Origin of the sequence: Paenirhizobium selenitireducens ATCC BAA-1503, from assembly GCF_900492185.1 — a bacterium.
Classification (GTDB): Bacteria; Pseudomonadota; Alphaproteobacteria; order Rhizobiales; family Rhizobiaceae; genus Allorhizobium; species Allorhizobium selenitireducens_A.
Genome location: NZ_UEYP01000004.1, coordinates 219,141 through 240,608 on the forward strand (window position 1 = coordinate 219,141; position 21,468 = coordinate 240,608).

13 protein-coding genes are annotated in these 21,468 nt (G+C 62.9%); 7 read left to right on the forward strand and 6 right to left on the reverse strand.

Going from position 1 to position 21,468, the window contains the following annotated elements:
- The first annotated feature begins 9 nt into the window (after positions 1–9).
- From trbK-alt to RHIZ70P_RS09745, 6 genes are read left to right on the forward strand one after another with little or no spacing between them, the layout of a single operon-like run.
- Positions 10–297, forward strand: coding sequence for a putative entry exclusion protein TrbK-alt (trbK-alt, locus tag RHIZ70P_RS09720; RefSeq protein ID WP_038148836.1), 288 nt, complete (start codon positions 10–12; stop codon positions 295–297).
- Between the two features lie 3 nt (positions 298–300).
- On the forward strand, positions 301–1,668 hold the full coding sequence (trbL, locus tag RHIZ70P_RS09725) for a P-type conjugative transfer protein TrbL (protein WP_038148834.1): 1,368 nt from the start codon (positions 301–303) through the stop codon (positions 1,666–1,668).
- On the forward strand, positions 1,665–2,354 hold the full coding sequence (gene trbF / locus RHIZ70P_RS09730) for a conjugal transfer protein TrbF (RefSeq protein WP_038148833.1): 690 nt from the start codon (positions 1,665–1,667) through the stop codon (positions 2,352–2,354). The genes trbL and trbF overlap by 4 nt, the downstream gene beginning before the upstream one ends.
- Positions 2,351–3,364: a P-type conjugative transfer protein TrbG gene (gene trbG, locus RHIZ70P_RS09735; RefSeq protein ID WP_038148831.1), complete on the forward strand. Its 1,014-nt coding sequence runs from the start codon at positions 2,351–2,353 to the stop codon at positions 3,362–3,364. Before trbF ends, trbG begins: the two co-directional genes overlap by 4 nt.
- The gene (locus RHIZ70P_RS09740; RefSeq protein ID WP_038148828.1) at positions 3,361–4,494 is read left to right on the forward strand and encodes a TrbI/VirB10 family protein; all 1,134 of its coding nucleotides are present in this window, start codon (positions 3,361–3,363) and stop codon (positions 4,492–4,494) included. Before trbG ends, RHIZ70P_RS09740 begins: the two co-directional genes overlap by 4 nt.
- 2 nt (positions 4,495–4,496) lie before the next feature.
- Positions 4,497–4,718, forward strand: a complete 222-nt coding sequence (locus tag RHIZ70P_RS09745) for a DUF2274 domain-containing protein (protein ID WP_038148826.1) — start codon at positions 4,497–4,499, stop codon at positions 4,716–4,718.
- Here the strand turns inward: RHIZ70P_RS09745 and RHIZ70P_RS09750 are convergent.
- On the reverse strand, positions 4,713–5,342 hold the full coding sequence (locus RHIZ70P_RS09750) for a TetR/AcrR family transcriptional regulator (RefSeq protein WP_038148824.1): 630 nt from the start codon (positions 5,340–5,342) through the stop codon (positions 4,713–4,715). The two genes, RHIZ70P_RS09745 and RHIZ70P_RS09750, sit on opposite strands and share 6 nt — an antisense overlap.
- 207 nt (positions 5,343–5,549) lie before the next feature.
- On the opposite strand from RHIZ70P_RS09750, the gene RHIZ70P_RS09755 reads away from it, so the two are divergent.
- Complete coding sequence (locus RHIZ70P_RS09755; protein WP_038148823.1) at positions 5,550–6,521, forward strand: LysR family transcriptional regulator; 972 nt, start codon at positions 5,550–5,552, stop codon at positions 6,519–6,521.
- A 60-nt stretch (positions 6,522–6,581) separates the two neighbouring features.
- On the opposite strand, the gene RHIZ70P_RS09760 is transcribed toward RHIZ70P_RS09755, so the two are convergent.
- Genes RHIZ70P_RS09760 through RHIZ70P_RS09780 form a run of 5 tightly spaced genes read right to left on the reverse strand, consistent with a single transcriptional unit; the run spans position 6,582 to position 21,318 of the window.
- Positions 6,582–9,878 (reverse strand): DUF499 domain-containing protein, encoded by a 3,297-nt coding sequence (locus tag RHIZ70P_RS09760; RefSeq protein WP_106754608.1) that lies wholly within the window; start codon positions 9,876–9,878, stop codon positions 6,582–6,584.
- 13 nt (positions 9,879–9,891) lie between these two features.
- Positions 9,892–12,696 (reverse strand): DUF1156 domain-containing protein, encoded by a 2,805-nt coding sequence (locus tag RHIZ70P_RS09765; protein ID WP_100237045.1) that lies wholly within the window; start codon positions 12,694–12,696, stop codon positions 9,892–9,894.
- Entirely contained in the window at positions 12,680–16,909 is a 4,230-nt protein-coding gene (locus RHIZ70P_RS09770; RefSeq protein ID WP_106754609.1) for a sacsin N-terminal ATP-binding-like domain-containing protein, read from the reverse strand. Before RHIZ70P_RS09770 ends, RHIZ70P_RS09765 begins: the two co-directional genes overlap by 17 nt.
- Positions 16,906–20,409, reverse strand: a complete 3,504-nt coding sequence (locus RHIZ70P_RS09775) for a protein NO VEIN domain-containing protein (protein WP_106754610.1) — start codon at positions 20,407–20,409, stop codon at positions 16,906–16,908. The genes RHIZ70P_RS09770 and RHIZ70P_RS09775 overlap by 4 nt, the downstream gene beginning before the upstream one ends.
- A 24-nt stretch (positions 20,410–20,433) precedes the next feature.
- On the reverse strand, positions 20,434–21,318 hold the full coding sequence (locus RHIZ70P_RS09780) for a WYL domain-containing protein (RefSeq protein ID WP_100237048.1): 885 nt from the start codon (positions 21,316–21,318) through the stop codon (positions 20,434–20,436).
- Positions 21,319–21,468 lie beyond the last annotated feature (150 nt).

The window sequence follows — 21,468 nt, forward strand, 5'->3', positions numbered from 1 at the left end:
GGGCGCGACATGGACGGCAAGATGCTGGCGCGGCTGGGCGCGATCATATTCGTGGCCATCGCCATCACCGCGACGGTGATCGAAATGACACGCGAGGACGAACCAGCCCAGCCCCGTCCGGCCCCGGCGCTTCAGGCGCCTGCCGATCCACTGCGCCAGAGCCTGCGCCACTGCCAGCAACTTGGCGAGGCAGCCGTGAACGATCCCGACTGCCTCGCCATCTGGGCCGAGAACCGCGACCGGTTCCTCGGCCGGACGCCGGTGCCCGCCGCCCCGCATCAGAACGGGGGTCAGTGAACCATGGGCGGCACCGGCGTCATCGACAATTTCCTGGGCGTCTTCACCAGCTATATCGACAGCGGCTTCGGCCTGCTTGGCGGCGAGGTCGCCTTCATCGCCACCACGCTAATCGTCATCGACGTGACGCTGGCCGCACTCTTCTGGTCCTGGGGTGCGGATGACGACATCATCGCACGCCTCGTCAAGAAGACGCTTTTTGTCGGTGTCTTCGCATACCTGATCGGCAACTGGAACAATCTCGCCCAGATCATCTTCGACAGCTTCGCTGGTCTTGGCCTGAAAGGTTCGGGCACCAGCTTTTCCGCCGCCGATCTACTGCGGCCCGGCAAGGTGGCGCAGACCGGCCTCGATGCCGGTCGCCCGCTGCTCGAATCCATCTCGGATATGATGGGCTACTGGTCCTTCTTCGAGAACTTCATCCAGATCGCCTGCCTGATGTTCGCCTGGGCGCTGGTGCTGCTCGCCTTCTTCATTCTCGCCGTGCAGCTCTTTGTCACCCTGATTGAGTTCAAGCTGACCACGCTGGCCGGTTTTGTGCTGATCCCCTTTGGTCTCTTCGGCAAGACTGCCTTCATTGCCGAGCGCGTTCTTGGCAATGTCGTTTCCTCCGGCATCAAGGTGCTGGTCCTGGCCGTCATCATCGGCATCGGATCAACCCTATTTAGCCAATTCACGGCAGGCTTCGGCGGCGTGACGCCGACCATCGACGACGCCATGGCGATCGTGCTGGCCGCCCTTTCCCTTCTCGGCCTCGGCATCTTCGGTCCTGGCATCGCGTCCGGTCTGGTTTCTGGCGGCCCGCAGCTTGGCGCAGGTGCGGCTGTTGGAACCGGCCTTGCCGCTGGCGGCATGATGCTTGCCGGCGGCGCTGCCGCAGGCATGGCCGCGAAGGGAGGGACAGCGGCGCTGTCGGGTGGAGCTGCGGCTGTCCGTGGTGGTGCTGCCGCCGCAGGTGCGGCGAGCGCCGCCTACAGTGTCGGCTCGCTTGGCCAGTCCGGCGCTGCCGGTGTTGCCTCCGGTCTGGGCGGTGTTGCCCGTGCCGCAGGCTCTGCTGCCGCATCGCCCCTGAAGCGCGCCGCCTCGAAGGCATCGGAAAGCGTCACGTCCAGCTTTTCCGATGGAGCGCGTGCCGGCTTCGGCGTCACTGGTGGCTCTTCCACGGCTGGAACTGTCGGAGGTGCCAGCGAGGCCGCGAGTGCTGGCCCATCGCCCGCCGCGCAGGCTGGCGGCTCTCCGGCATGGGCAAAGCAGATGCAGCGCAAGCAGACACTCAGTCACGGCACGTCGATGGCCGCCCATGCCGTGCGCGCTGGCGACAGCCATGGCGGCGGCTCCTCCATCAATCTTTCTGAAAGTGACCGCTCATGAACATCTTCAAACGTCCATCGGCCCATTACGGCAAATCGCCCGAACCCGAGACGCCCTATCAGAAAGCTGCCCAGGCCTGGGACGAGCGTATCGGTTCGGCTCGCGTGCAGGCTAAGAACTGGCGCATCATGGCCTTCGGCTCACTGATCCTCTCGGCCGGTTTCGCCTCTGCTCTGGTCTGGCAATCGGCGCGCGGGACGGTCGTGCCCTGGGTGGTGCAGGTCGATAATCTCGGCCAGGCCCAGGCCATCACCGCAGCCACGGCCGATTACCGCCCGACCGATCCGCAGATCGCCTTCCATCTTGGCCGTTTCATCGAGCAGACGCGCTCGATCCCGGCGGATGCCATCATCGTGCGCCAGAACTGGCTGCGCGCCTATGAGTTCACCACAGATAGGGGAGCGGCCGCGCTCAACGACTATGCCCGCGCCAACGATCCGTTCACCCGTGTCGGCCGCCAGCAGATCGCAGTCGAAGTTTCCAGCGTCATCCGCGCCTCGAACGACAGTTTCCGCGTCGCCTGGACCGAGCGCCATTACGAGAACGGGCAGCTTTCCACGACCGAGCGCTGGACCGCGATCCTGACCATCGTGATCCAGACCCCGCGCGATGCCGAGCGTCTGCGCGCCAATCCGCTCGGCATCTACGTCAATGCAATTTCATGGTCGCGGGAGATGAGCCAATGACCATCGCGTCTTCCCGCAATTCCGCCTTGCCGGTTTTCCGTAAACCCGCCTTCGCGGCTTTGTTGCTTTCGGCCACCATGCTCGCCGGCTGCGCCACCAACAAAGCGCCGCAGTTCAGCTATGATGCCGATGTGCCGGCGTTGCCCGTCGTGCCGACCGCTGTCACGGATGACCGGCCTCGGCCGCTTCACACGCCGCCGGCCTGGACGGTCGCACGCGGCGGCACTGCTGCCGGAACACCGGCAGGCCGCGTCGAGAACGCCAATGCCGCCGCCCGCGTCGAGCCGCGCCGCGAGGGTTACTATAACGCCATCCAGATCTATCCCTGGTCGGAAGGCGCGCTCTATCAGGTCTATGCAGCACCAGGACAGATCACCAATGTAGCGCTGGAGCCGGGCGAAAGCCTGACCGGCGCGGGACCAATCGCGGCGGGAGACACCGCCCGCTGGATCATTGGCGATACCGAGAGCGGGAGCGGTACGTCGCGCCGGGTCCATATTCTCGTCAAACCATCCCGATCCGACATCTCAACCAATCTCGTGGTGACGACCGATCGGCGCACCTACATGATCGAGCTGCGCGCCCGTGAGGCGCTCTACATGCCGTCCGTATCCTGGTCTTATCCGGCGCTGCCTGCCGGTCAGCGCCAGACCGTTCCGGCAGCACCCATCATCCCGGTCGAGGCGGCACGCAACTATCGTTACAGCCTGACTGGAGATACGCCGCCATGGCGGCCGATTTCCGTCTTCGATGATGGCCGCCGTGTCTATGTCGTTTTCCCGCGCGGCATCGTGCAGGGAGAGATGCCACCGATTTTCGTCATCGGTTCCGAGGGCGAGACCCAGATCGTCAATTCCCGTGTTCACCAGAACATCTTGATCGTCGATCGGCTGTTCGGAGCGGCTGAGCTGCGTCTTGGTAGCGGCAAGCAGCAGCAGACGGTCAGGATCGTTCGCATCGAGCAAAGACAAGCTGCCCAGCCCGCTAAAGCCGGAGAGCAACCGTCATGAGTGAAGAGGCTACCACCAACCCAACGCCGATGCGTCTGCGTGCCGAGCCGCCGCGCGTCACGCGCCTGTCGCGCAAGATGCTGGCCGGTGCCGGAGCTGTTGCGCTCCTCGGCATCGGCGGGGCGCTGATCTATGCGCTCCAGACGCGCGATATGAGCGGAAACGGTGAAGAACTCTATTCGACCGAGAACCGCGCCACGGCAGATGGACTGGCAGGTCTGCCGAAGGATTATACCGGGCCGGTCCTGGGGCCGGCATTGCCGGGCGATCTCGGTGGCCCGATCCTGGATGCCCAGAACCGGGGTCAGCCCGTCACGCCGCCCGCCATGGCGACGCCTGCCCGCGATCCTGCCGAAGAGCGCCGGCTTGCCGAGGAAGAAGCCGCACGTCTTAGCACCGTGTTCTTCCAGTCCGGGCCAAGAGTGGCGACGACAGCTGGCTCAACGATTCCGGGGCTTGTGGGGCCGGACCTTGGTGCCCAACCTGAAACGCAGGACCGGCACACAGCTTTCCTCAATGGTCCTGTGGATCGGCAGACCGTTGCCATGGATCGGATCATGGCGCCTGCCTCGCCCTACATCCTGCAGGCCGGGGCAGTGATTCCGGCGGCGATGATTACCGGCATCCGCTCTGATCTGCCGGGGCAGATCACCGCGCAGGTGACGGAGAATGTCTATGACAGTCCGACCGGCAGTCTGCTGCTGATCCCGCAAGGAACCCGCATCATCGGCCAGTATGATGCGGGCGTGCAATTCGGTCAGCGCCGCGTGCTGCTGGTCTGGAACCGCCTGATCCTGCCCAACGGCCGCTCCATCGTGCTGGAGCGCCAGCCCGGTGCGGACGCTTCCGGCAATGCCGGGCTGGAAGATGGCGTTGATTACCACTGGTGGGATCTGATGAAAGCGGCGGGGCTGTCCACGCTGCTCGGCATCGGCACGGAACTGGCGACCGACGACGAGGATCGCCTGATCCGCGCCATCCGCGACGGAGCGCAGGATACCATCAATCAGGCCGGGCAACAGATCGTCCAGCGCCAGTTGCAGGTCGCGCCGACCCTGACGATCCGGCCGGGCTACCCGGTCAGGGTCATCGTTACCCGCGATCTCGTACTCGAACCTTACAGGAACTGACCATGACGAAGCTGAAACTCGGCCCCCTCATCGAAGACAAGCCCGTGAAGGTGACGGTGGAACTGCCGGGGCCGCTGCACCGCGATCTTGCCGCCTATGCCGAAGTGCTGGCTCGCGAAACCGGCCAGCCCGCTGCCGATCCTGTCAGGCTGATTGTGCCGATGCTGGAACGGTTCATTGCGACAGATCGGGGCTTTGCCAGCGCCAGAAGATCTCGCTCATGAGGTGCCGCGCGAGTCATGGCGCGTCGCGGCGATGATTTCCATCAACGTATCGACGGCCTTTCGTGTCGCATCCCATTTGGCGGACTGGTCCATTTCCCGGTTCTGAAGGGTGAGGCTCACCGCGCCGTGTACCGTTGACCAGAACATGAAGCTGTAGCGCCTCAGATCCATGCCGGGCAAAAAGCCTTGGCCCTGAGAGCAGCGAAGTCCCGTCAGCAATAGATTTAGTATCTGTCTTCCAGCTTCGCCCGACCATGGATCATCGCTGACTCCGAGCCGTGGCGGCGGTGTGAACATCAGCCGGTACAGCGTGGGGTTTTCCAGGGCAAAGCGGACATAGGCATAGCTGCCATCACGCAAATAGCCGAATGGATTGCCGCGCATCTGCTGGAAGACGGCCAGCTTTTCTCTGTAGAGCTGGTTGAAACCTTCGTCCCGAACGGCGCGCAATAAGGCGCTTTTGTTGCGGAAATGGCCGTAAAGCGCTGGCGCTGTGCATCCGATGGCATGCGCGACCGCAGTCAGCGGTACGTCGAGGTCGCCACGCTCCGACAGCAGCCGGATCGTTGCGTCGATTGTACGACGAGCAATATCAAGTTCTTGCTCTTTCCGGGGACGGGCCATTCCGATGCCTGTTGCAACTTGTCGTGAAAACTAAACGACATTTACTTTTTTCGTTGACGGGCCGGAAGTCAAGAAGCAGCATTCGGTAACTGAACGTCGTTTAGTTTGAGGATGTGCGGAGAGCCGATGAACGCACATAGATCGATTTTCGCGTTGATGATGGCGGGGTGCCCGTCAGAAACCGAACGCTGTTTCGGATGATGCACCATGGCTGTGATCGGGAACAATCAGACCTCGCCTGATGATAGCCTCACGAAGGTCGTTGAGGGGAAACCTGGCACATCTGCGGTCCGGCTGAACCAGTTGCGATATTTTGTTGCCGCCGTCGATTATGGGAGTTTTCGCAAGGCTGCTGCCGCGCTTTCGGTGCAGGAATCCTCCATCAGCCGACGAATCCGTGATCTCGAAGATGAACTCGGGGCGTCGCTTTTTATGCGAAATGCTGGCGGGGTGCGGTTGACCGTTGCCGGGCGGGAATTCCTGCGCAACGCTCGCCATGCTCTTCGCCAGATCGATATCGGGGTGACAAAGGTGGCAGCGGTTGGCCGGGCGGAGCAAGGGCTGATCAAGGTCGGGATATTCTCGTCCCTCGCATCCGGTTTTCTGTTCGATTTGCTTCGAGATTTTGGGTCACGCCATCCGAAGGTGCAGGTCGACATTATTGATGGAAATTCGCCCGAGCATGTCGCCGCTGTCCGCAAGCTTTATCTGGACGTCGCATTCATCACGGGAACGACAGCATGGGACGGATGCGAGACGGAGCATATGTGGTGCGAAAAGGTTTACGTGGTGCTGCCTGATGAACATCCTTTGGCGGGCAAGCCCGAACTTGGATGGGCCGATTTGGCTTCCGAGCGGTTCATCGTGAGCGATGTCGCGCCGGGACAAGAGATCCACGACTATTTGGTCGCTCACCTTGCTGGTCTCGGCCGCCACCTCGATATTCAGTCTCAGCAGGTCGGCCGCGACAATATCCTATCTCTGGTCGCTCTCGGTCGGGGCCTCACTCTGACGAGTGAAGCGACGACCGTCGCGCAGTTTCCGGGGGTCGTTTATCGGAAGCTTGCCGGTGAGGTGCTGCCGTTCAGCATGGTCTGGTCCGCGCAAAACGACAATCCAGCATGTCGGCGGTTATTAAGCTTGGCCCGGTCGATGGCGGGACCGGCCGGGAGAAAGTAGGATTTGTCGGCACATGCGATTGTGCCGACGTGTAAGGCTACCCCAAGTTGCGCCCATCGGCTATTCCAGCGACTTTTCGATGAAGCCGAGCGTATTGGCGTTCTCGACCAAGGTTCGCACCTTGGAGCGCTCGAGTCCTTCAGGCACTTCCGCCTCGATCTCGAGCCTGAGTTTCACCTGACTGCCCGGAAGCGTGGTGAGCTGTTCGACGATCGCCTCTACAATCTGGTGGATGTCCCGGGCCGGACGATCCGGCGAGATCATCACGGTGCCGGAAAACCGCGTCGGCTTCTTTTCCGGCGCAGGCGTGGTCGGCGCGTCGTCCATTGGCGGCCCATCGGGCCCCGGCGTGCCACCACCCGGCCCCGAGGCTGTGTCGCCCGATCCAGGCTGCACCGGCGCCGGGCGGTGGGCTTCGGCCACCTCCGGTGTCACGATGACGCTGTCGCTGTCGATCACGACCGCGGCGCTGGCCGCCCGCTCGATCGCCAGCCCCAGATAGGTGCCGGCCCCCTCCTCCCATCGCTCGGCATAGGCGAACGGACCGGGCAGCATGCCACTCACCGCCGCCTGCACCGCCTTGACCAGTACGTCCTGGCCCTTGAGACGCGGCAGGTAGATGTAGCGGTTGAGATATTCCCGCAGGTCCTTGAGCGACAAATGCGGCTTGTCGTTCCAGATGTATTTCTGCAGGTCTCGGTCGAGGCGCGACGGCCCCAATTCCGTCAGCAGGCCCTCCTCGGCCACCAGCTTCTTGCTCGCCCGGGCCAGCAGCCCGTCCTGCGCCGGAATCTTGCCCGACACCCATTCCCAATCCGCCTGTGCGCTTTCCTGGGCGGGATAGTGCAGATAGCACCACGCCTCTTTCAGGCGCGTCTTCATCGTCTCGTTCGCCTCGACCAGCTTCGCCTTGGCCAGCGCACTGTCGCTCTGGGTGAGGTTCAGCCGCTCGGTGTCGCGCACGATCTCGCCCCACGCCAGGGACGCGCGCACGGCGTCTTTCAGATGATCGAGCTGGCGGGCCTCCGCAGCGATGAACACCAGCATGTTGCGGTAGACGCGCGGCGTGCTGCCGCGCTGAGTGAGGATGTCCTTCGCCTCGACCAGCGCGTCCGAACCGTCGCGCCCGTTATGCGAATGCTGGACCCCCAGCACAACGACACGCACGCCGCCCGCCTCATCGGGGACTTCGGCTGACGAGGCCGGCGCGACCTGAACCGCGTCGAAATGCCCGCGATCGGCAAGCCCGTTCACGTATTTTCCGAGTTCGCTGTCGATCATCACATCGACCAGTGCCGCCTCGATCTGCGCCGCCTTGTCCGCTGCGATACGGTTAAGGCTCGCCGACATCGAGTACCAATAGCGGCCCAGATCGGCGTGCATGAACTTGGCCTGATTGGTCAGCCGGCGCAGCGCATCGCCGAAGATCGCCGGACGCTCGCCCGGCTGCACGACACCGAGATTGATCTGTTTGTCGTCGAGTCCGGTGTTCTGCTGCTGATGCGTCGGCGCCGTACCCATGAAGATCGCGCGGGCGACGCGGCGCGTCGCCGAATAGCGGTTAAGGTTGGGCGCCGATTGATCGACCTTGTACGGGGTGGAGGCCGTGCCATCGACGTCGCCGGCGATAATCGACTGCCAGGTCACGTCGAGATAATGGAGCAGTTCCGGCTCCACGCGCGGCGAACTCACCGCCACGCTGCCCGGCATGATCATCACTGACGGGTCTGCGTTCATCCAAAGTTCGTGGATCGCCTGCGCCATCAGGCGCAGGACGCCGCGCGTGCGCTGGAACTTCTCAAGCGAACCCCAGCTCGTATAGAGCTGGTCGAACAGCTCGGGATGGATCGGATAGGCCTTCTCCAGCTTGCGCCGATAATCCTCATCCGCGCAGCCTTGCGGGAAATCGTTGGCGTTTTCCCGGTACAGCTTGGCGAACTGCTTCAGCGTGTTGTCGCGATGATGGAACTTGTCGCCGGGGATTTCCTTGAACAGCCGCCGCCGGACGATCTCATAGCTCTCTTCCTGGCTCGCCGGCCGCCACGAGGATTCCACGCGGCTGAAGGTCTGCTTGAGGCGCGCGAGCGCCTCCTGGCCGCCTTCGCCGCCCACCTCGATCTGAGACGCCGGCAAGGAGGCGACCAGCAGCGTGCCGGGGCTGGCCTTAACCGCCTCGGTCAGCGACTGAACGAACGACAGGTTCGCATCGAACGAGCCGGACGGCAGGCCCTCGACCTTGTATATCTGGCGCAGATAGGCGACCCATTCATCGATCAGGATCAGGCACGGCGCATATTTCTTGAAGAGCGCCTCCAGAAGGTTGGAGCCTGGCGCAATGCCGCTGGCGTCATTTTCCGCCACCATGGCGAAGGCGTCTGCGCCGCCGAGCTGCCAGGCGAGTTCGCCCCAGGTCGTGCGGATCTTCAGGTCGCCTTCCGCGTGGAGCACGTCCTGCGGTCCTCGCGACGTGCCGACCAGGACCGCCCGATTGACGGCCTTCGGCACGGTCAGGCCGAGCTTGTCCAGCAACTGATCGAGGCCCGACAGGTCCTGCACCGGCGTCGGCCCGGCCATGTGATAGAGGGCCAGCATCGAGTGGGTCTTGCCGCCGCCGAAGTTGGTCTGCAGCTCGACGACCGGATCGCCCCCGCTGCCGGACAGCCGCTTGGCCGCGCCGATCAGCAGCGTGCTCAACCCTTCCGTCAGATAGGTGCGGCTGAAGAACTGGCGCGGATCGCGATATTCCGGCGGCGCGCTTCCCGAATGCACCTTGGCGAGGTCGGCCGCGAACTCTGCCTGCTGGAACTCACCGGTGGCGACATCCTGGTGCGGCTCGACCACCTCGCGCCACGGCAAGAGGCCGGCCACGGTATCGACCGAAATTTCGAGGCGCTGGGTCTTCCGGCGTTCCTCATTGCGCGCCAGCTCGGTGAACTTGGTGCGCAGGATGGTGTCGCGCATCTTGCCGAGCTGCTCGGCCGTTTCCCCCGCGCTGATCGCCTCCATCAGCCGACGCATGGAATCGAGCGCGCGCTCGGCGTCGTCATAGGTGAAAGTCTCATTGTGCGACAGCTTGTTGCGCACGTCGCCCAGTTCGTTGACCAGCGAGCGCTCCGCACGGCCAAGAACGGTCTTGAACGCCTCAGCCCAGAACCGATCCATCGCGTTGAACAGCGCGGCCTGATCCCAGCCGACCTCGCCGTTGCTGTTCGGGCGCAGGTTCGGCAGCTTCTCCAGAACCTGGACCTGCCAGTGCCCCTTGAGGGAGGTCTCCAGCCTCTTTTCGACGAAGGGGATCAGCGCCGACGGCAGCAGCTCCATCCCCTCAAACACATATTGGCGCGTACTTTTTGCCACGTCCCGTTCCCCCTTAAATATCCAACCGGATCTGACGATCGCCGCTTGTGTCGTGAATGGCCGCCGCGGCCTTTGTCAGCTCGGTCCAGTCGGCGATCAGGGCGTTGTAAGCCGTGGCCTCCTTGGCATCCTTCCGCTTGTTAGCGCTGATGTCGTAAAGGCAGTAGGCGAGATCCTTCACGGCCTCGGCCTGGGTGTTGATCTTCTTCATCAGGACGGCGGTGTCGTGGGAGATGCCGTCCTTCTCGTGCAGGCGGACCAGGTGCTGGAGGCATTCCCACACCGTCAGGTGGCCATCACTTTCCGGCTCCCAATCCCCGGCGAGTTCGTCGCGAGAGAGAATACGGACCTTGCCGGCGGCGCTTTCGACGATACCGGCGTGCTTGACGCTATCGACAGAGATACCGCGCGCGGTGGCGATGCTGTTGGCCGTACCGTATTCGCCCTTGCCCATGCCATTCTGCTCAAACCAGGTGATGGCGAACCGCGTGTCCGCGTCGAACTCGCCCTGGATGCCGCCGAGATATTCATCCAGTTCCCGGTTGATGAGCTGAAGTGCAGTTTTCACGCTCATCGGGCTGTCGTCGGATTCCAGCACGGCCTTGTAGCGCGAGAACACACCCATCCCGGGGCCGATGGCCGACTGCGGCATGTCTGCCGGCGCAATATTGGCAGCCTGAAGCTCGGCGATCGCCGGCGGCAGCTCGCGTTTCAAAGCACGGATGAATTCGGCACGTGAGATGATTTCGGCCGTGGCTTCCTTCTTTCGGCACACGAGAACGACCGAATTGGCGAGGGCGTTGGTGCCCTTGGCGATCAGCCGCCCGGGGCTTTCGGTACGAATGGGCCATGTGCCGAGCACAGAAAAACCAGCGGAAATAACCGCTTGCAGAAAGGTGGACCAGCCCGTTGAGCTGATTCCTTCCTGCTCAACTTCACTTTGCTTGAAAGCATAGTAGATCGTGGCGGGAAAATCTGCGGCCGTTCCGTCAGCCATTCTTCCAATTGCCGCCGTCATTCCTTCAAGGAAAAACTTCTCCGCTGCATCCGCACCGCCGTGCCGATAAGGGGTCGCAACCAATTCTTCAGTTTTCGGCGTCGCCAAAACACCGAAAATCGATGGATAGATTTCTTTTAGACTAGGCTTGAGCCAGCAAAAGAAAAAATCTGAAAGGTCTGCGTATCCGATGTTGTCATAATAGGGCGGATCGGATGAAATTACTGTTCCAGCCTCATAAATCACTTCCCCAGCATTAACTTGTTTAACAGATCCAATTCCTGACGCGGGGAAATCTGCAATTGCCCTGCTGATCTTATCGACCGGCGTCGACCAATTCCCCCCTGAGTTCGAGAAGAAGTTGACTTCAGCATAATCCCAGACCATCGGAATCGCTTGGCGAGCAAAGGTTTCGCGCAGGGCTCCTCGATCGCTCATCCAGCTTGTCACGGTTGAGCCGAGGTTTGTTAATTTCGAGATCGCGAAAGCCAAATATACACTCACCGCCTCCGCATATGCCTTTGCACCATCACCACCATCACGCAGCGGGGCCGTGTTGGAGGATTTGCTTGCAGCCGACGCATCAACCTCGACCTGCGCACGCACCTCATGCACTAGGCTGCTAAAGGTATTCAGGGCCACCAACTGACGATCAGTGAATAGATCACCGAAGGTCGTGAGTCCGTAGTCTACCGTCCAGAAATTGCGAGGATCGTTCGGCAGGCTGGCCTCGGGCTTCCACGCAGGCTTTGCCGACAAGGCCAGCGTTCTGTGCATATCCGTAGGTGCAACATAAGCACGGGTGCGATGGCCTTCGGCGACGATCGCGATCAGTGTCTGGCCCATTTTACCAGCGCGTCCGTTGCTCTTCACATAGTCAGGGGTGATGGCGGTATCCGACATAAGGCATCGGAAATTCGCGCCACGACCCGCCTTGGTCCCTTCCTTAGCCGCGGCGATCTCGGCTTTGGTTCCGCCATGCCTAATCCGATAGGAAATGGTCTTGGCCTGCTTATCGACCATAGGCTCGACCCAAGCCTCCTTGCCGGTCTTGGTGCTGAGCAGGAAGCTTGAAGCGATCGGCACCTGGACGTTGGCAAACGCAGGATCGGGACTAGGCACCGTTCGCGCCCAGATCCAGGCAACTACTGTCGCTTGGCCGCCACCATATTCCTTGGACAGCTCCACCTGCGGATATAGATTCCCGATGCGCTCCCACGCCTTCTCGCGCATCCACTCGCCATAATATTTGACGTCCTCGGCGAGCCCCTCGGCGTTGCGGTAGAATTGCCGGTCCTTCGCGCCCGGATGGATGGGCTGCTTGTCCTTGAACCTCGGTGGGATCTCGATCATCGCCTTGCCGATCATCACCGCGACCGGGTTCAGGTCGGACCCATAAGCGGGCAGACCGAGGCGTTGCGCCTCCAGCGGGATCGAACCGCCGCCCGAGAACGGATCATAGACCGGCGGCAGCTCGCCGCCGCAGCTCTTGCGGATCTCGGCGCGGGCGCGTTCCAGCACTTCCTCGTTGGTCGAGTTCTCCCACACCACAAGTTCCTCAATGATGCCGAACAGGCGCTTGCGTTCGGCCTCCTGCGCTTCGGGCGTGGGGAATTTCCCGGGGTCGCTCGACGGATCATCGACAAGCTGGGCGAACAGCACCGCGCGGCACGCCGCCAGTGGCCGCCGCGCCCACCACATATGCAGCGTGGACGGATGCCCATGCCGGATGGACTTTTCGCGTGCGGAGGCGGCGTTGATCGCTTCAAGCGGGATCGCAACCTCAATCAATTTCTTCTTGGTGTTAGTCGTCGAGGTCATAAACCAGCCTGTAGGTTGCGGGATGGATGGTCAGTTCGCCGCCGTCGCGCAGGGCGCGCAGGCGGGCGCCCGTCATCTCGACGGGACCACCCTCCGGGTTGATAAGAATGAAGGAATAGAGGTCCGGCTTCTGGTCGAGCAGCCCCCAGAGATCGGCCTCGAGCTGGAGCGGTTCGTGCTCCAGACAATGGTCCTTGGGATAATAATGCCGCAGAACCTCGCCGCCTGCCGAGCGGCGCTCCCACGGAAAACGTGTCCCGTTGGCGCGACCGATCCAGCTCCCGTCCGCATGGAAAAAACGGTCCTCGCCGTCAGCCTTGTAGCCTTCAGCCAACGCAAACCGCGCCATGACACTGGGGCGTGGCGGCTTCGGCGCGACGCGGGGCCTGCTCGCCATCTCCGTCTCGATCAGCTCTCGATCCGGTTCCACGGTTGGCGAGACGGGCTCAGGCTGCGACGCCGGCTCATCTTCGTCCGCCAGGAGGAGATCATCCGCATCCGCGGGCTCGGCATCACCGCGTTCGTCTTCCGCGACCTGGTCGACGCCATCATCATCGCCAGGCTTGGCAGGGAGTTGGACTTCGACGATCGGAGCGGCGGCGATGTGCTGGGGACCGAGCGTGAAATTCTCCTCGAGATATTCTTTGATATCCTCAGGCGAGCGCTCGAACGCATAGGCGAGCGCTGCGCGAATGTCCGCGCTCAGAGGCCTGCCGATCTCTTCCGGCACCCGCTTGGCAAGCTTGGCCTTGGATAACGGGCTGACAAACAGTTTGCGCTCGAGCCACAGAATATCGGTGAGACGCGCGGTCCCCGCCGGGACGCCATCGAGATAGGGTACAACCTCCAGCTTGGGTGTCTGGACCCAGATCGTCGCCGCGATCGCTTCCGCCAACGCCCGCACACGCTCGGTCTCGACCGCATCGGCAAGCTCAATCCGCCCGAGCTGGGTTCCGAAGGCCGTGAGCCAGGCGCGGTGATCGTCCATGCCGGCCAACAGCGACGGCTGGTGGAAGCGTTCTTCGACAAGGTCCGACAAGGCCGGCAACGCCGAGAACGGCGGCGCCTGCAGAATCTCGCCCGACAGTCGCTGAAAATCAGCGGTCTTGCGCTTGATCCATTCGTGCAGATGGCTCCACCGGAACAGGGTCTGCATGCTCAGCCCATAGCCGAGCGTCTCGATCGGCGCCCACTCGCCCACGAGGTTCAGCCAGTGCGCGCACTCTTCCCAGATGCGGGTCGGGTATCGGACCAACAGGGTGCGAACCCGCCGGGCGTCGTCGGTCGACAGCACCTTGCCCGAGGCCAGCGTCCCGAGCCATTGCAACGCCAGGTCCGCCGATGGGCGATCGGCGACGCCGATACGATGCCACAGACTGAGATCGAGCACGGACCCGCGCACGACCGCTGCGCCAGGAACATCCCCCTCGTCCCCCGCCAGGAAGACGCCGACTGACGTCACCCACGTGCCGTCCTGGGCGAGGATCAGTTTCTCCGCCTTGAAGGCGGTTCTGATGTTCTGCGCGTCGGCAGTCGAGCAGCCGTCGAGCAGCTGGTCGAGCCGACGATACCATTTCTCAACCTCATGGGCCGGAGCCTTGTCGGATTTCGCCAGGGCGCGCAGCCGGTCGAGCAAACGTCCGGGGCCGCTCGGCGTGCTGCGGACCCCGAGAAGATCGAGCAAGGGGCGCGTCGTCTCCCGGTCGAGCAGCCCATTCACAAAGGGCTCGACGTCGATCAAGGCTTCTGTCTCAGGCGTCCGGCGCACCAGGTCGGCCGGAAGCTGGATCATGTTGCGCGTGTCGGGAAGGCAGGGTTTTGCGCGCAGCTTCATCAACCAGTCCGCCAGCAGGCGTTCTGATGTGACCGATCGCGTTGAGCCCGTGGTCGCGACCTGCGACATGCGAGCGCTGACGGCGCGCGACCAATAGGCGTCGCGCTGATCCAGGATCTTGCCGGCGATCTTGGCCCAGATGCCGGCGTCCGCCTTCGACAACGCCTCCCAATGCCGCCAATAATCGGACGAGAAGTCCCAGTCCTCAATGACGAACTGGTTGGTGACATAGGGATAGTAGAGCGCGCCGCGCGCACCGCGCGCCTGCGCCTCCGCGGTAAGTTGCTGCCGACCATAGGCGCTCTGGCGCTTCTGAACGAGCGGCGCGAATGTCAAAAGCCCCGCACGACCGGACGACACCCAGCGGAGCCAATCTTCGCGCGAGCAGGATTTGAAGCTTGCTACATAGTCGCCGTGCAAAAGCTGCGCCGCCCGCACCGTCTCGGGCAGCAGCTCTTCCAGCGCGCCATTCTCATCAAACAGAACGCCCTTGCCGATCGGCCGAAGCGTCCGATCGGCGCAGGCATAGCGGAAGGATTCCCCAACGGTGACGCCGAGCTTGGCCGCGATCTGAGCGAGCTGGACGCACTCGGCCAGCTTCGGCTGCCCCGAGCCGAAATAGTCGGCGGCGACGCGTTCGATCACGGCATTGACGTCACTCGTGCCGTCGAGACCGATCTCTTCCAGCACCGCGAAAGCCGCCTCGATCGGGTCGTTGCGACCTTCTCCCTCCGCCTTGTCACGGCGCTGTTCGGCGAGGAACCGGGTCCAGTTCTGGTTAAGCACGATCAGATGGCTGGCGAGGAACTCCCAGTCTTCCTCAGATTGAAGCAGCTTCTTCTCGCCAAGCCGAACGATCTCCGAGGCCGCGTAGAGCACGTCCTTGCCCTGAACCGGCACAATCCGCAGGCTGTCGGTGTCATGGCACTGCCAGCCCGTCACCTCGGGCGCGATATAGGCCCACAGGTTCAATAGATGCCGCCAGGTCGAGGGCCGAGGGAGGTGGTGGCTCCGCAGGCGTGTCAGCAGATCGGACTTCGAGAACTCCTCGACCAGCCCCCAATGGACCAGCTTGGTCCGATCCCTGGACGAGACATGCTGGCACAGGGCGGGACGGGCCGTGGCGTCGAGCAACGCCATTGCTTGGTCAGCCGGCCAGATGTCGAATATCGGCTGCGGAACGGTGACGGCGCCCCTGGCGGCGACAAGCTGTCCCTCTTCGGTCAGCAACAGCGAGCGACCATCGATCGCCGCGTCAAACGCCAGCTCGACGATCGCACCACACGCCCCCTCGAGCGTCGTCGCTTCCCGGTCAACCTCGGGAAGCAGGCCATAGGCGTCCGCCCGATCCTGCGCGCTGGCGCCGGCCTTCTCCAGCCACTCCATCATCGCGCTTGCGGCGAGTTCGCCGGCCCGGTTCAGAAGCCAGCGATTGGTCGGCGAGGTTTCCGGATCCTTGATCTTGAGACGCGCCGGGTCCTGGATGAAGGGCGCATTACAAGCGAAGGGAAGCGCCGTTTCAACCCCGGTCGGCAGCACGACATAGAGTCTGCCCTTCGCGCCCAGCACGATCTCGACCCGGCAGGGCGGGAAATCACTACTGTCTTCAGCGCCCAGCATCCGCTCCTTACGGATCTCGTCGAGCGCCTCGTCCGGAAAGGCTTCCTCGCCCGATCGCACCAACAGGAAGGGATCGTCCGCCTTCTCATCGAGGGCCATCCATTCGCTCCCTGCGATGGGGCCGGGTCCAAGGCTCTGCCAATGCACCTCGCTCTCGCCGATCCGCAAGCGTCGGATTGTCTTGAAGAAGAGCAGTGAAACCGGGCTCTTCAACCATTCATCGAGGTTCTTTTCGACCTCCCGCCGCAACCGCGCATCGGCGATCGCCACTTCAACGCGCGTGACGCCCGACGTCAGATTGCGGCCGTCGATCCAATGCGGCTGGGTGAACCGTGCGCGCTCGAAGGCGACCGCCAGAGTCGGCGTGACAAGCTCGACACGATCGCCCAGGCTGAAGGTGCTCTTGAACCCGATCCCTCGAAACCCGATCGTGTGAAGGGCCCGCTTGTTGGAATAACCGAAGCGGCAGATCGAGGCGAAGTGGGCCTCGATGAAATCATCGCCATTGTGCTCGAACACGAAGCGCTCATTCTCGATCGACACACAGGCTTCGCTGGCGCCGGCATCGTCGGCGTTCTGGAGCAACTCAGAGAGGATATGGCGAGGGCTCTGGACCTGCTTGAAAAGCTGGTGCCAAGGCCCTGCAAGTTCAGGATCAGCCTCAAGCTGATCCCATCGCTTGGTGGCGCGGTCCTGGATCGGCTGGAAATAGTCGGGCCACGCGACCGGCGCCGTCGCCATCTGGGAGGTCGCGGTCATAACGGCGCCTCTGCGCGCTCCAGCAAGCGCCGCAGATCGAACTGGATCGCCGTTTCGAGGAACGACGGTTCCCGCTCCACAAGCGGACCGCGCACGTAACGAGGCGCCTGAGCGACGTCGGCGTTGACGGAGACGATCGCCAGGATGAACTTCTCCGGCTCATGCAGGGAGGTGATGACCTCCTGCCGCGTAACCATCACGCTGTCCGCGCCGTCGATGCGACCCTTGACCTCGATGAAGCGCAGATGCCCCGACCTCGGATCGTGAGAAGCGATGTCGTAGCCGATCTTCTGGGCCGAAACATCGGCCGGCACATTGCCCAGCGCCCGCTCCGCGGCCATGACCGCTTCCATCGCCGCAAGCTCGATCCGTCGGCGCGCGGTGGGATCTTCGGCGAAGTGGTTCGGGCTGCCTGGCGCCTGACGCGCTTCGAGCAGGCCCCGCGGAATGACGACCATGCCGCCCCGCACGCGCGGCGGCTGCGATGAGATGAACCGCTCGCGCTCAAGCTGGTCCATTCGGCGCTTCTGCCGTTCCGCCAGATCTTCCGCCCGGCGTTGGGCGTTCTGCCAGTTCACTCGCGTCTTCTTGCCGGCGCGCTCTTCCTCCTTCAGCTCGAAGGCGCGCGCGTCCCAGTAGTTGATCTCCTTCTTGAGCCGCGCGCGAACTTCCTGCTCGACCTTTTCGATCTCGGGCAAACGCCGCGCCTTGACCTCGCCGACATGCCCCTGGGCCAGCTCGACCGTCGCAAACCGGATCGCAGCCTTTTCCAGATCCGTGGTCAACCAACTCTCATGCAGAAGCTCGCGGACGCTTTCGACCTCCTCCGGCGTCGCTGGCCGCAGATTCAAATGCGGCGCGATGCCCGCATTGACAGTATTGCCGGCCTTGTCGATGGCGGCGAACTGCAATCGCTGCGAAATCACATGCGGCTTGCCGGCGCTGGTCACACGCCCGTCCTGGACGCTGTGCTCCAGCAGGAAGATCGCCGACAGCGCGTCACCGGCATCGGTGTCGTCCACCAGGATCGCCCCCTGGCGCATGATCTGCTCATATTGCTCGCGGATCAGGCTGATCACGGCTTCGAGCAACGGATGGCCGGGGCAGACGAAGGCGGCGACCGGCTGCTGGTTGATCTTGTCCTTCTCGAAGCAGATCCGCTCATATTGCGTCTGGATCGGCGCGCCGGTCCCGATCTGGCGATCGCGCTCGCGAATGCGTACCGGCACATGGCTGATTTCCCAACGCCCTTCCTCTCGGCGCTTGATCCGGCCGCCCAGATGCTGGAACGCCTCGACAAAGAAGCTCTGGATATGGTGCGGCTGCAGGCGCAGCGCTTCGGCCCGCTCCATTTCGAGGCGCAGTTCCTCGACCCTGGCCTCCGGCATGGTGTCGTTGGTCAGCGCCCGGCGGCGCAGCAGTTCCAGCAGATGTCCCTGATCGACGGCGCCATCGACCTGCTGGAAGAGGCGCGCTTTGACGTCCTCCTGCTCGCCGTACTGGATCGCCTCGAACAGCAGATCCTTGAGCGCCACGCCGTCGAACAATTCGCCGAGCACGTCATAGACACGGCCGCCCAAGGCCTCGCGCGCCGCCTCAAGCTTTTCCAGCAGCCGCGCATAGACCTCGCCTTCGCGCGTATCGGCGGCGACGAGATTCCACAGATGACACACCTCGGCCTGGCCGATGCGATGGATACGGCCGAAGCGCTGTTCGATCTTGTTCGGGTTCCACGGCAGGTCATAGTTGACCATGAGGTGGCCACGCTGAAGGTTCACGCCTTCGCCCGCCGCATCGTTGGCGATGAGGACGAGCATGTCCTTGTCCTGCATGAAGCGCTCGACGACCTTGCGTCGCTCTTCGCGCGACACCCCGCCATGGATCACTTCGACGGCCTCGGGATTACCAAGCCGCGCCCGCACCTTGTCGAGCAGGTAGTGGAGCGTGTCCTTGGGCTCGGTAAAGATGATCAGCTTGCGGCGATGGCCTGCCGCATCGATCATGAGATCGTCGTCGAGGATACGATTGAGCTGGCTCCACTTTGTGTCCACGCCCGAGCGCAGCACGCCCAGCGCCATGCTTTCGAGACCCTTCAGCGTCTCGACTTCCAGGGCGAGTTGCTCGACCGTCTCGGCCGTCGTCGCGCCCGTCGAGATCAGATCCTCAAGCTCGTCGATCTCCTCCTGGCCATATTCCTCGATATTGCGCAGCATGTCAGCGTTGACCGCCGGTTCGCCCATGCCCGACCGGCGCCCCTTGGCGGCAAGGCGCGCCTCGCCCAGTTCGTTCTCGAGCCGTTCGCGCCGGCGCTTGAGCGACTGGTAGATGGCCGCCGGCGACGAGGCGAGACGCCGCTGGAGAATCTGCAAGGCGAAGCCGACATTGTTGCGCTTCTTCCCGTCGCCCTCGGCGAAGCGCTGCACCCGGTTCATCTCGGTGCGGACATATTCGGTGACGGCGGTGTAGAGCGCGGCCTCCCCTTCCGAGAGTTGATACTTGACCGTGCGCGCCCGCCGCTCGGGGAAGAGCGGTCGGCCATCGAACTTGAGCAGCTCCTCCTTGGTCAGTCGCCGCATCATGTCTTCGGTATCGGCATAGTGGACGCCGTCGCGGAACCGGCCTTCGAACCGGTCGCCGTCGAGCAGCGCCATGAAAAGCTGGAAGTCCTCTTCCTTGCCGTTATGCGGCGTCGCCGACATGAGCAGCAGATGCCGGCAGACCTGGCCGAGCTTCTGACCGACCTGATAGCGGCGCGTATATTTGACCTCGCCACCGAAATAGGTGGCCGACATGCGATGGGCTTCGTCGCAGATGATCAGGTCCCATTCGCGCGCGCTCATGAGCTTCTCCTGAAGCTCCTCGTTGCGCGCCAGCACATCGAGACGAACGATCAGCCGATCTCGGTCGCTGAACGGATTGCCCGACCGCGAGTTCTCGATCATGTCGCGAGAGAGAATGTCGAATTCGAGATTGAACTTCTGGCCGAGTTCGTCCTGCCACTGCTCGACCAGGCTGCCCGGCGCGACGACGAGACAGCGCTCAAGATCGCTGCGGGCGATCAGCTCCTTCATCAGCAGCCCGGCCATGATCGTCTTGCCGGCGCCGGGATCGTCGGCGAGGAGGAAACGCAACGGCTGACGCGGCAGCATTTCGCCATAAACGGCGGAGATCTGGTGCGGCAGCGGATCGACCAGGCTGGTGTGAATCGCCAGATACGGATCGAAATAGTGCGCGAGCTTGATGCGGTTGGCCTCTGTCACCAGTCGCAGCAAGGCGCCATCGGCGTCGAACGACCACGGCCGCCCGTTCTGCTCGACCTCAAGACGGTGCTCGTCGTCCCTATAAAGAACCGCCTCGGCGACCGCGCCATTGTGATCGCGGAAAACGACATTGACCGCCTGATCGCCGATCCAGTCGACCGAAATGACATGCACAGCCTGCGCCGAGGCCACGCCCCGCACGGATGCGCCGTTCTTTATGTCCTCAAGCCTTGCCGCCATCAGTCCGCGCGCCCCCCGTTTCGTTCATAGCTGAAGCTCCGCCCGCTCGAGCGCGGCCTCAGTTTCTTTGCGGTTTATTGTCACGATATGCTGGGTATGGGCGCTCTGTTTCGCAGCATCGCCCAGCAACCCCAGGCGCTTCAAAACATAGAAAAGCATCGCATAACGCACCGTGAGCACGCCGTTACCCTGATCGAGCCCGTAATCTTTGGCCACGACCTTCTTCTGGCTCGCCGTCAGCGCGGGGTGCGGGCCGATCATGACGTCGAAATAATTGTTCCACAGCCAGTCCTGATCGCCAGTCTCTCCCGGCTCGCCCTTCGCCCCCACATCCAGAATGCGCGGCAGCAGGAAATCCTTGAACTTGTGCTCAAGGTGGCAATAGGCCCGGGTGTGCCAGCGAAAGCCGTCATAGCCGAAGGCGTGGGGTGTGATGCGCCGCCAGAGCGGGTCCGGTCGCGCCGTGTTCATCGACTGATAGAAGACCTCGATGGAGACACCCTCACGGCTGGCGTCGAGGATCTTGCGCAAAACCTCTATGTCGATGTCCCGCCTCGGCGTCAGCGCGACATCAGCGCTGGGCAGGGCCGCAATCCAGGAATCATGTGACGGCACAGCCCCTTCGGCGACCGAGCGAAGCTGCGCGAGATAGAAGTAAGGATCAGGATCGAGGAAGCGCAACATGAACTTCTCGGCGGCGACATAGCGCTTGGCGCGCGTGTCATATTCCATGTTTCCAGGCGCCCGCTCCTGATAGAGCGTCAGATCCTTCGACGCCTGAGGAACCGATACGCCAAACGCCTCCACCAGGCCGGCGCGATTGATCGAGCCCTCCCAAAACAGCCGGAACTCAATGAATTCGAGCCGGCGCTCCACCCCCCACTTCAACGTCGTCGCTGCCTCTGCCATCGCTTCCGTCTCGGTTTAATGAGCGTAAAAACTATATGGACAACCAATGTCCGTCCGTGTAATTATTATTCCCATTAGGGGCTTTCGTCAATGGACGATCGGATGCAGGCGGGAGGGAGCATGTACGGCAGCGCTCGGGACAATACACCG

Excerpts from the sequence above, each read along its gene's own strand:
- RHIZ70P_RS09770 (WP_106754609.1), bottom strand. The coding sequence starts at position 16,909 with ATGACCGCGACCTCCCAGATGGCGACGGCGCCGGTCGCGTGGCCCGAC.
- trbL (WP_038148834.1), top strand. The coding sequence starts at position 301 with ATGGGCGGCACCGGCGTCATCGACAATTTCCTGGGCGTCTTCACCAGC.
- RHIZ70P_RS09755 (WP_038148823.1), top strand. The coding sequence starts at position 5,550 with ATGGCTGTGATCGGGAACAATCAGACCTCGCCTGATGATAGCCTCACG.
- trbK-alt (WP_038148836.1), top strand. The coding sequence starts at position 10 with ATGGACGGCAAGATGCTGGCGCGGCTGGGCGCGATCATATTCGTGGCC.
- RHIZ70P_RS09745 (WP_038148826.1), top strand. The coding sequence starts at position 4,497 with ATGACGAAGCTGAAACTCGGCCCCCTCATCGAAGACAAGCCCGTGAAG.
- RHIZ70P_RS09750 (WP_038148824.1), bottom strand. The coding sequence starts at position 5,342 with ATGGCCCGTCCCCGGAAAGAGCAAGAACTTGATATTGCTCGTCGTACA.
- RHIZ70P_RS09780 (WP_100237048.1), bottom strand. The coding sequence starts at position 21,318 with ATGGCAGAGGCAGCGACGACGTTGAAGTGGGGGGTGGAGCGCCGGCTC.
- trbG (WP_038148831.1), top strand. The coding sequence starts at position 2,351 with ATGACCATCGCGTCTTCCCGCAATTCCGCCTTGCCGGTTTTCCGTAAA.
- trbF (WP_038148833.1), top strand. The coding sequence starts at position 1,665 with ATGAACATCTTCAAACGTCCATCGGCCCATTACGGCAAATCGCCCGAA.
- RHIZ70P_RS09765 (WP_100237045.1), bottom strand. The coding sequence starts at position 12,696 with ATGACCTCGACGACTAACACCAAGAAGAAATTGATTGAGGTTGCGATC.
- RHIZ70P_RS09740 (WP_038148828.1), top strand. The coding sequence starts at position 3,361 with ATGAGTGAAGAGGCTACCACCAACCCAACGCCGATGCGTCTGCGTGCC.
- RHIZ70P_RS09775 (WP_106754610.1), bottom strand. The coding sequence starts at position 20,409 with ATGGCGGCAAGGCTTGAGGACATAAAGAACGGCGCATCCGTGCGGGGC.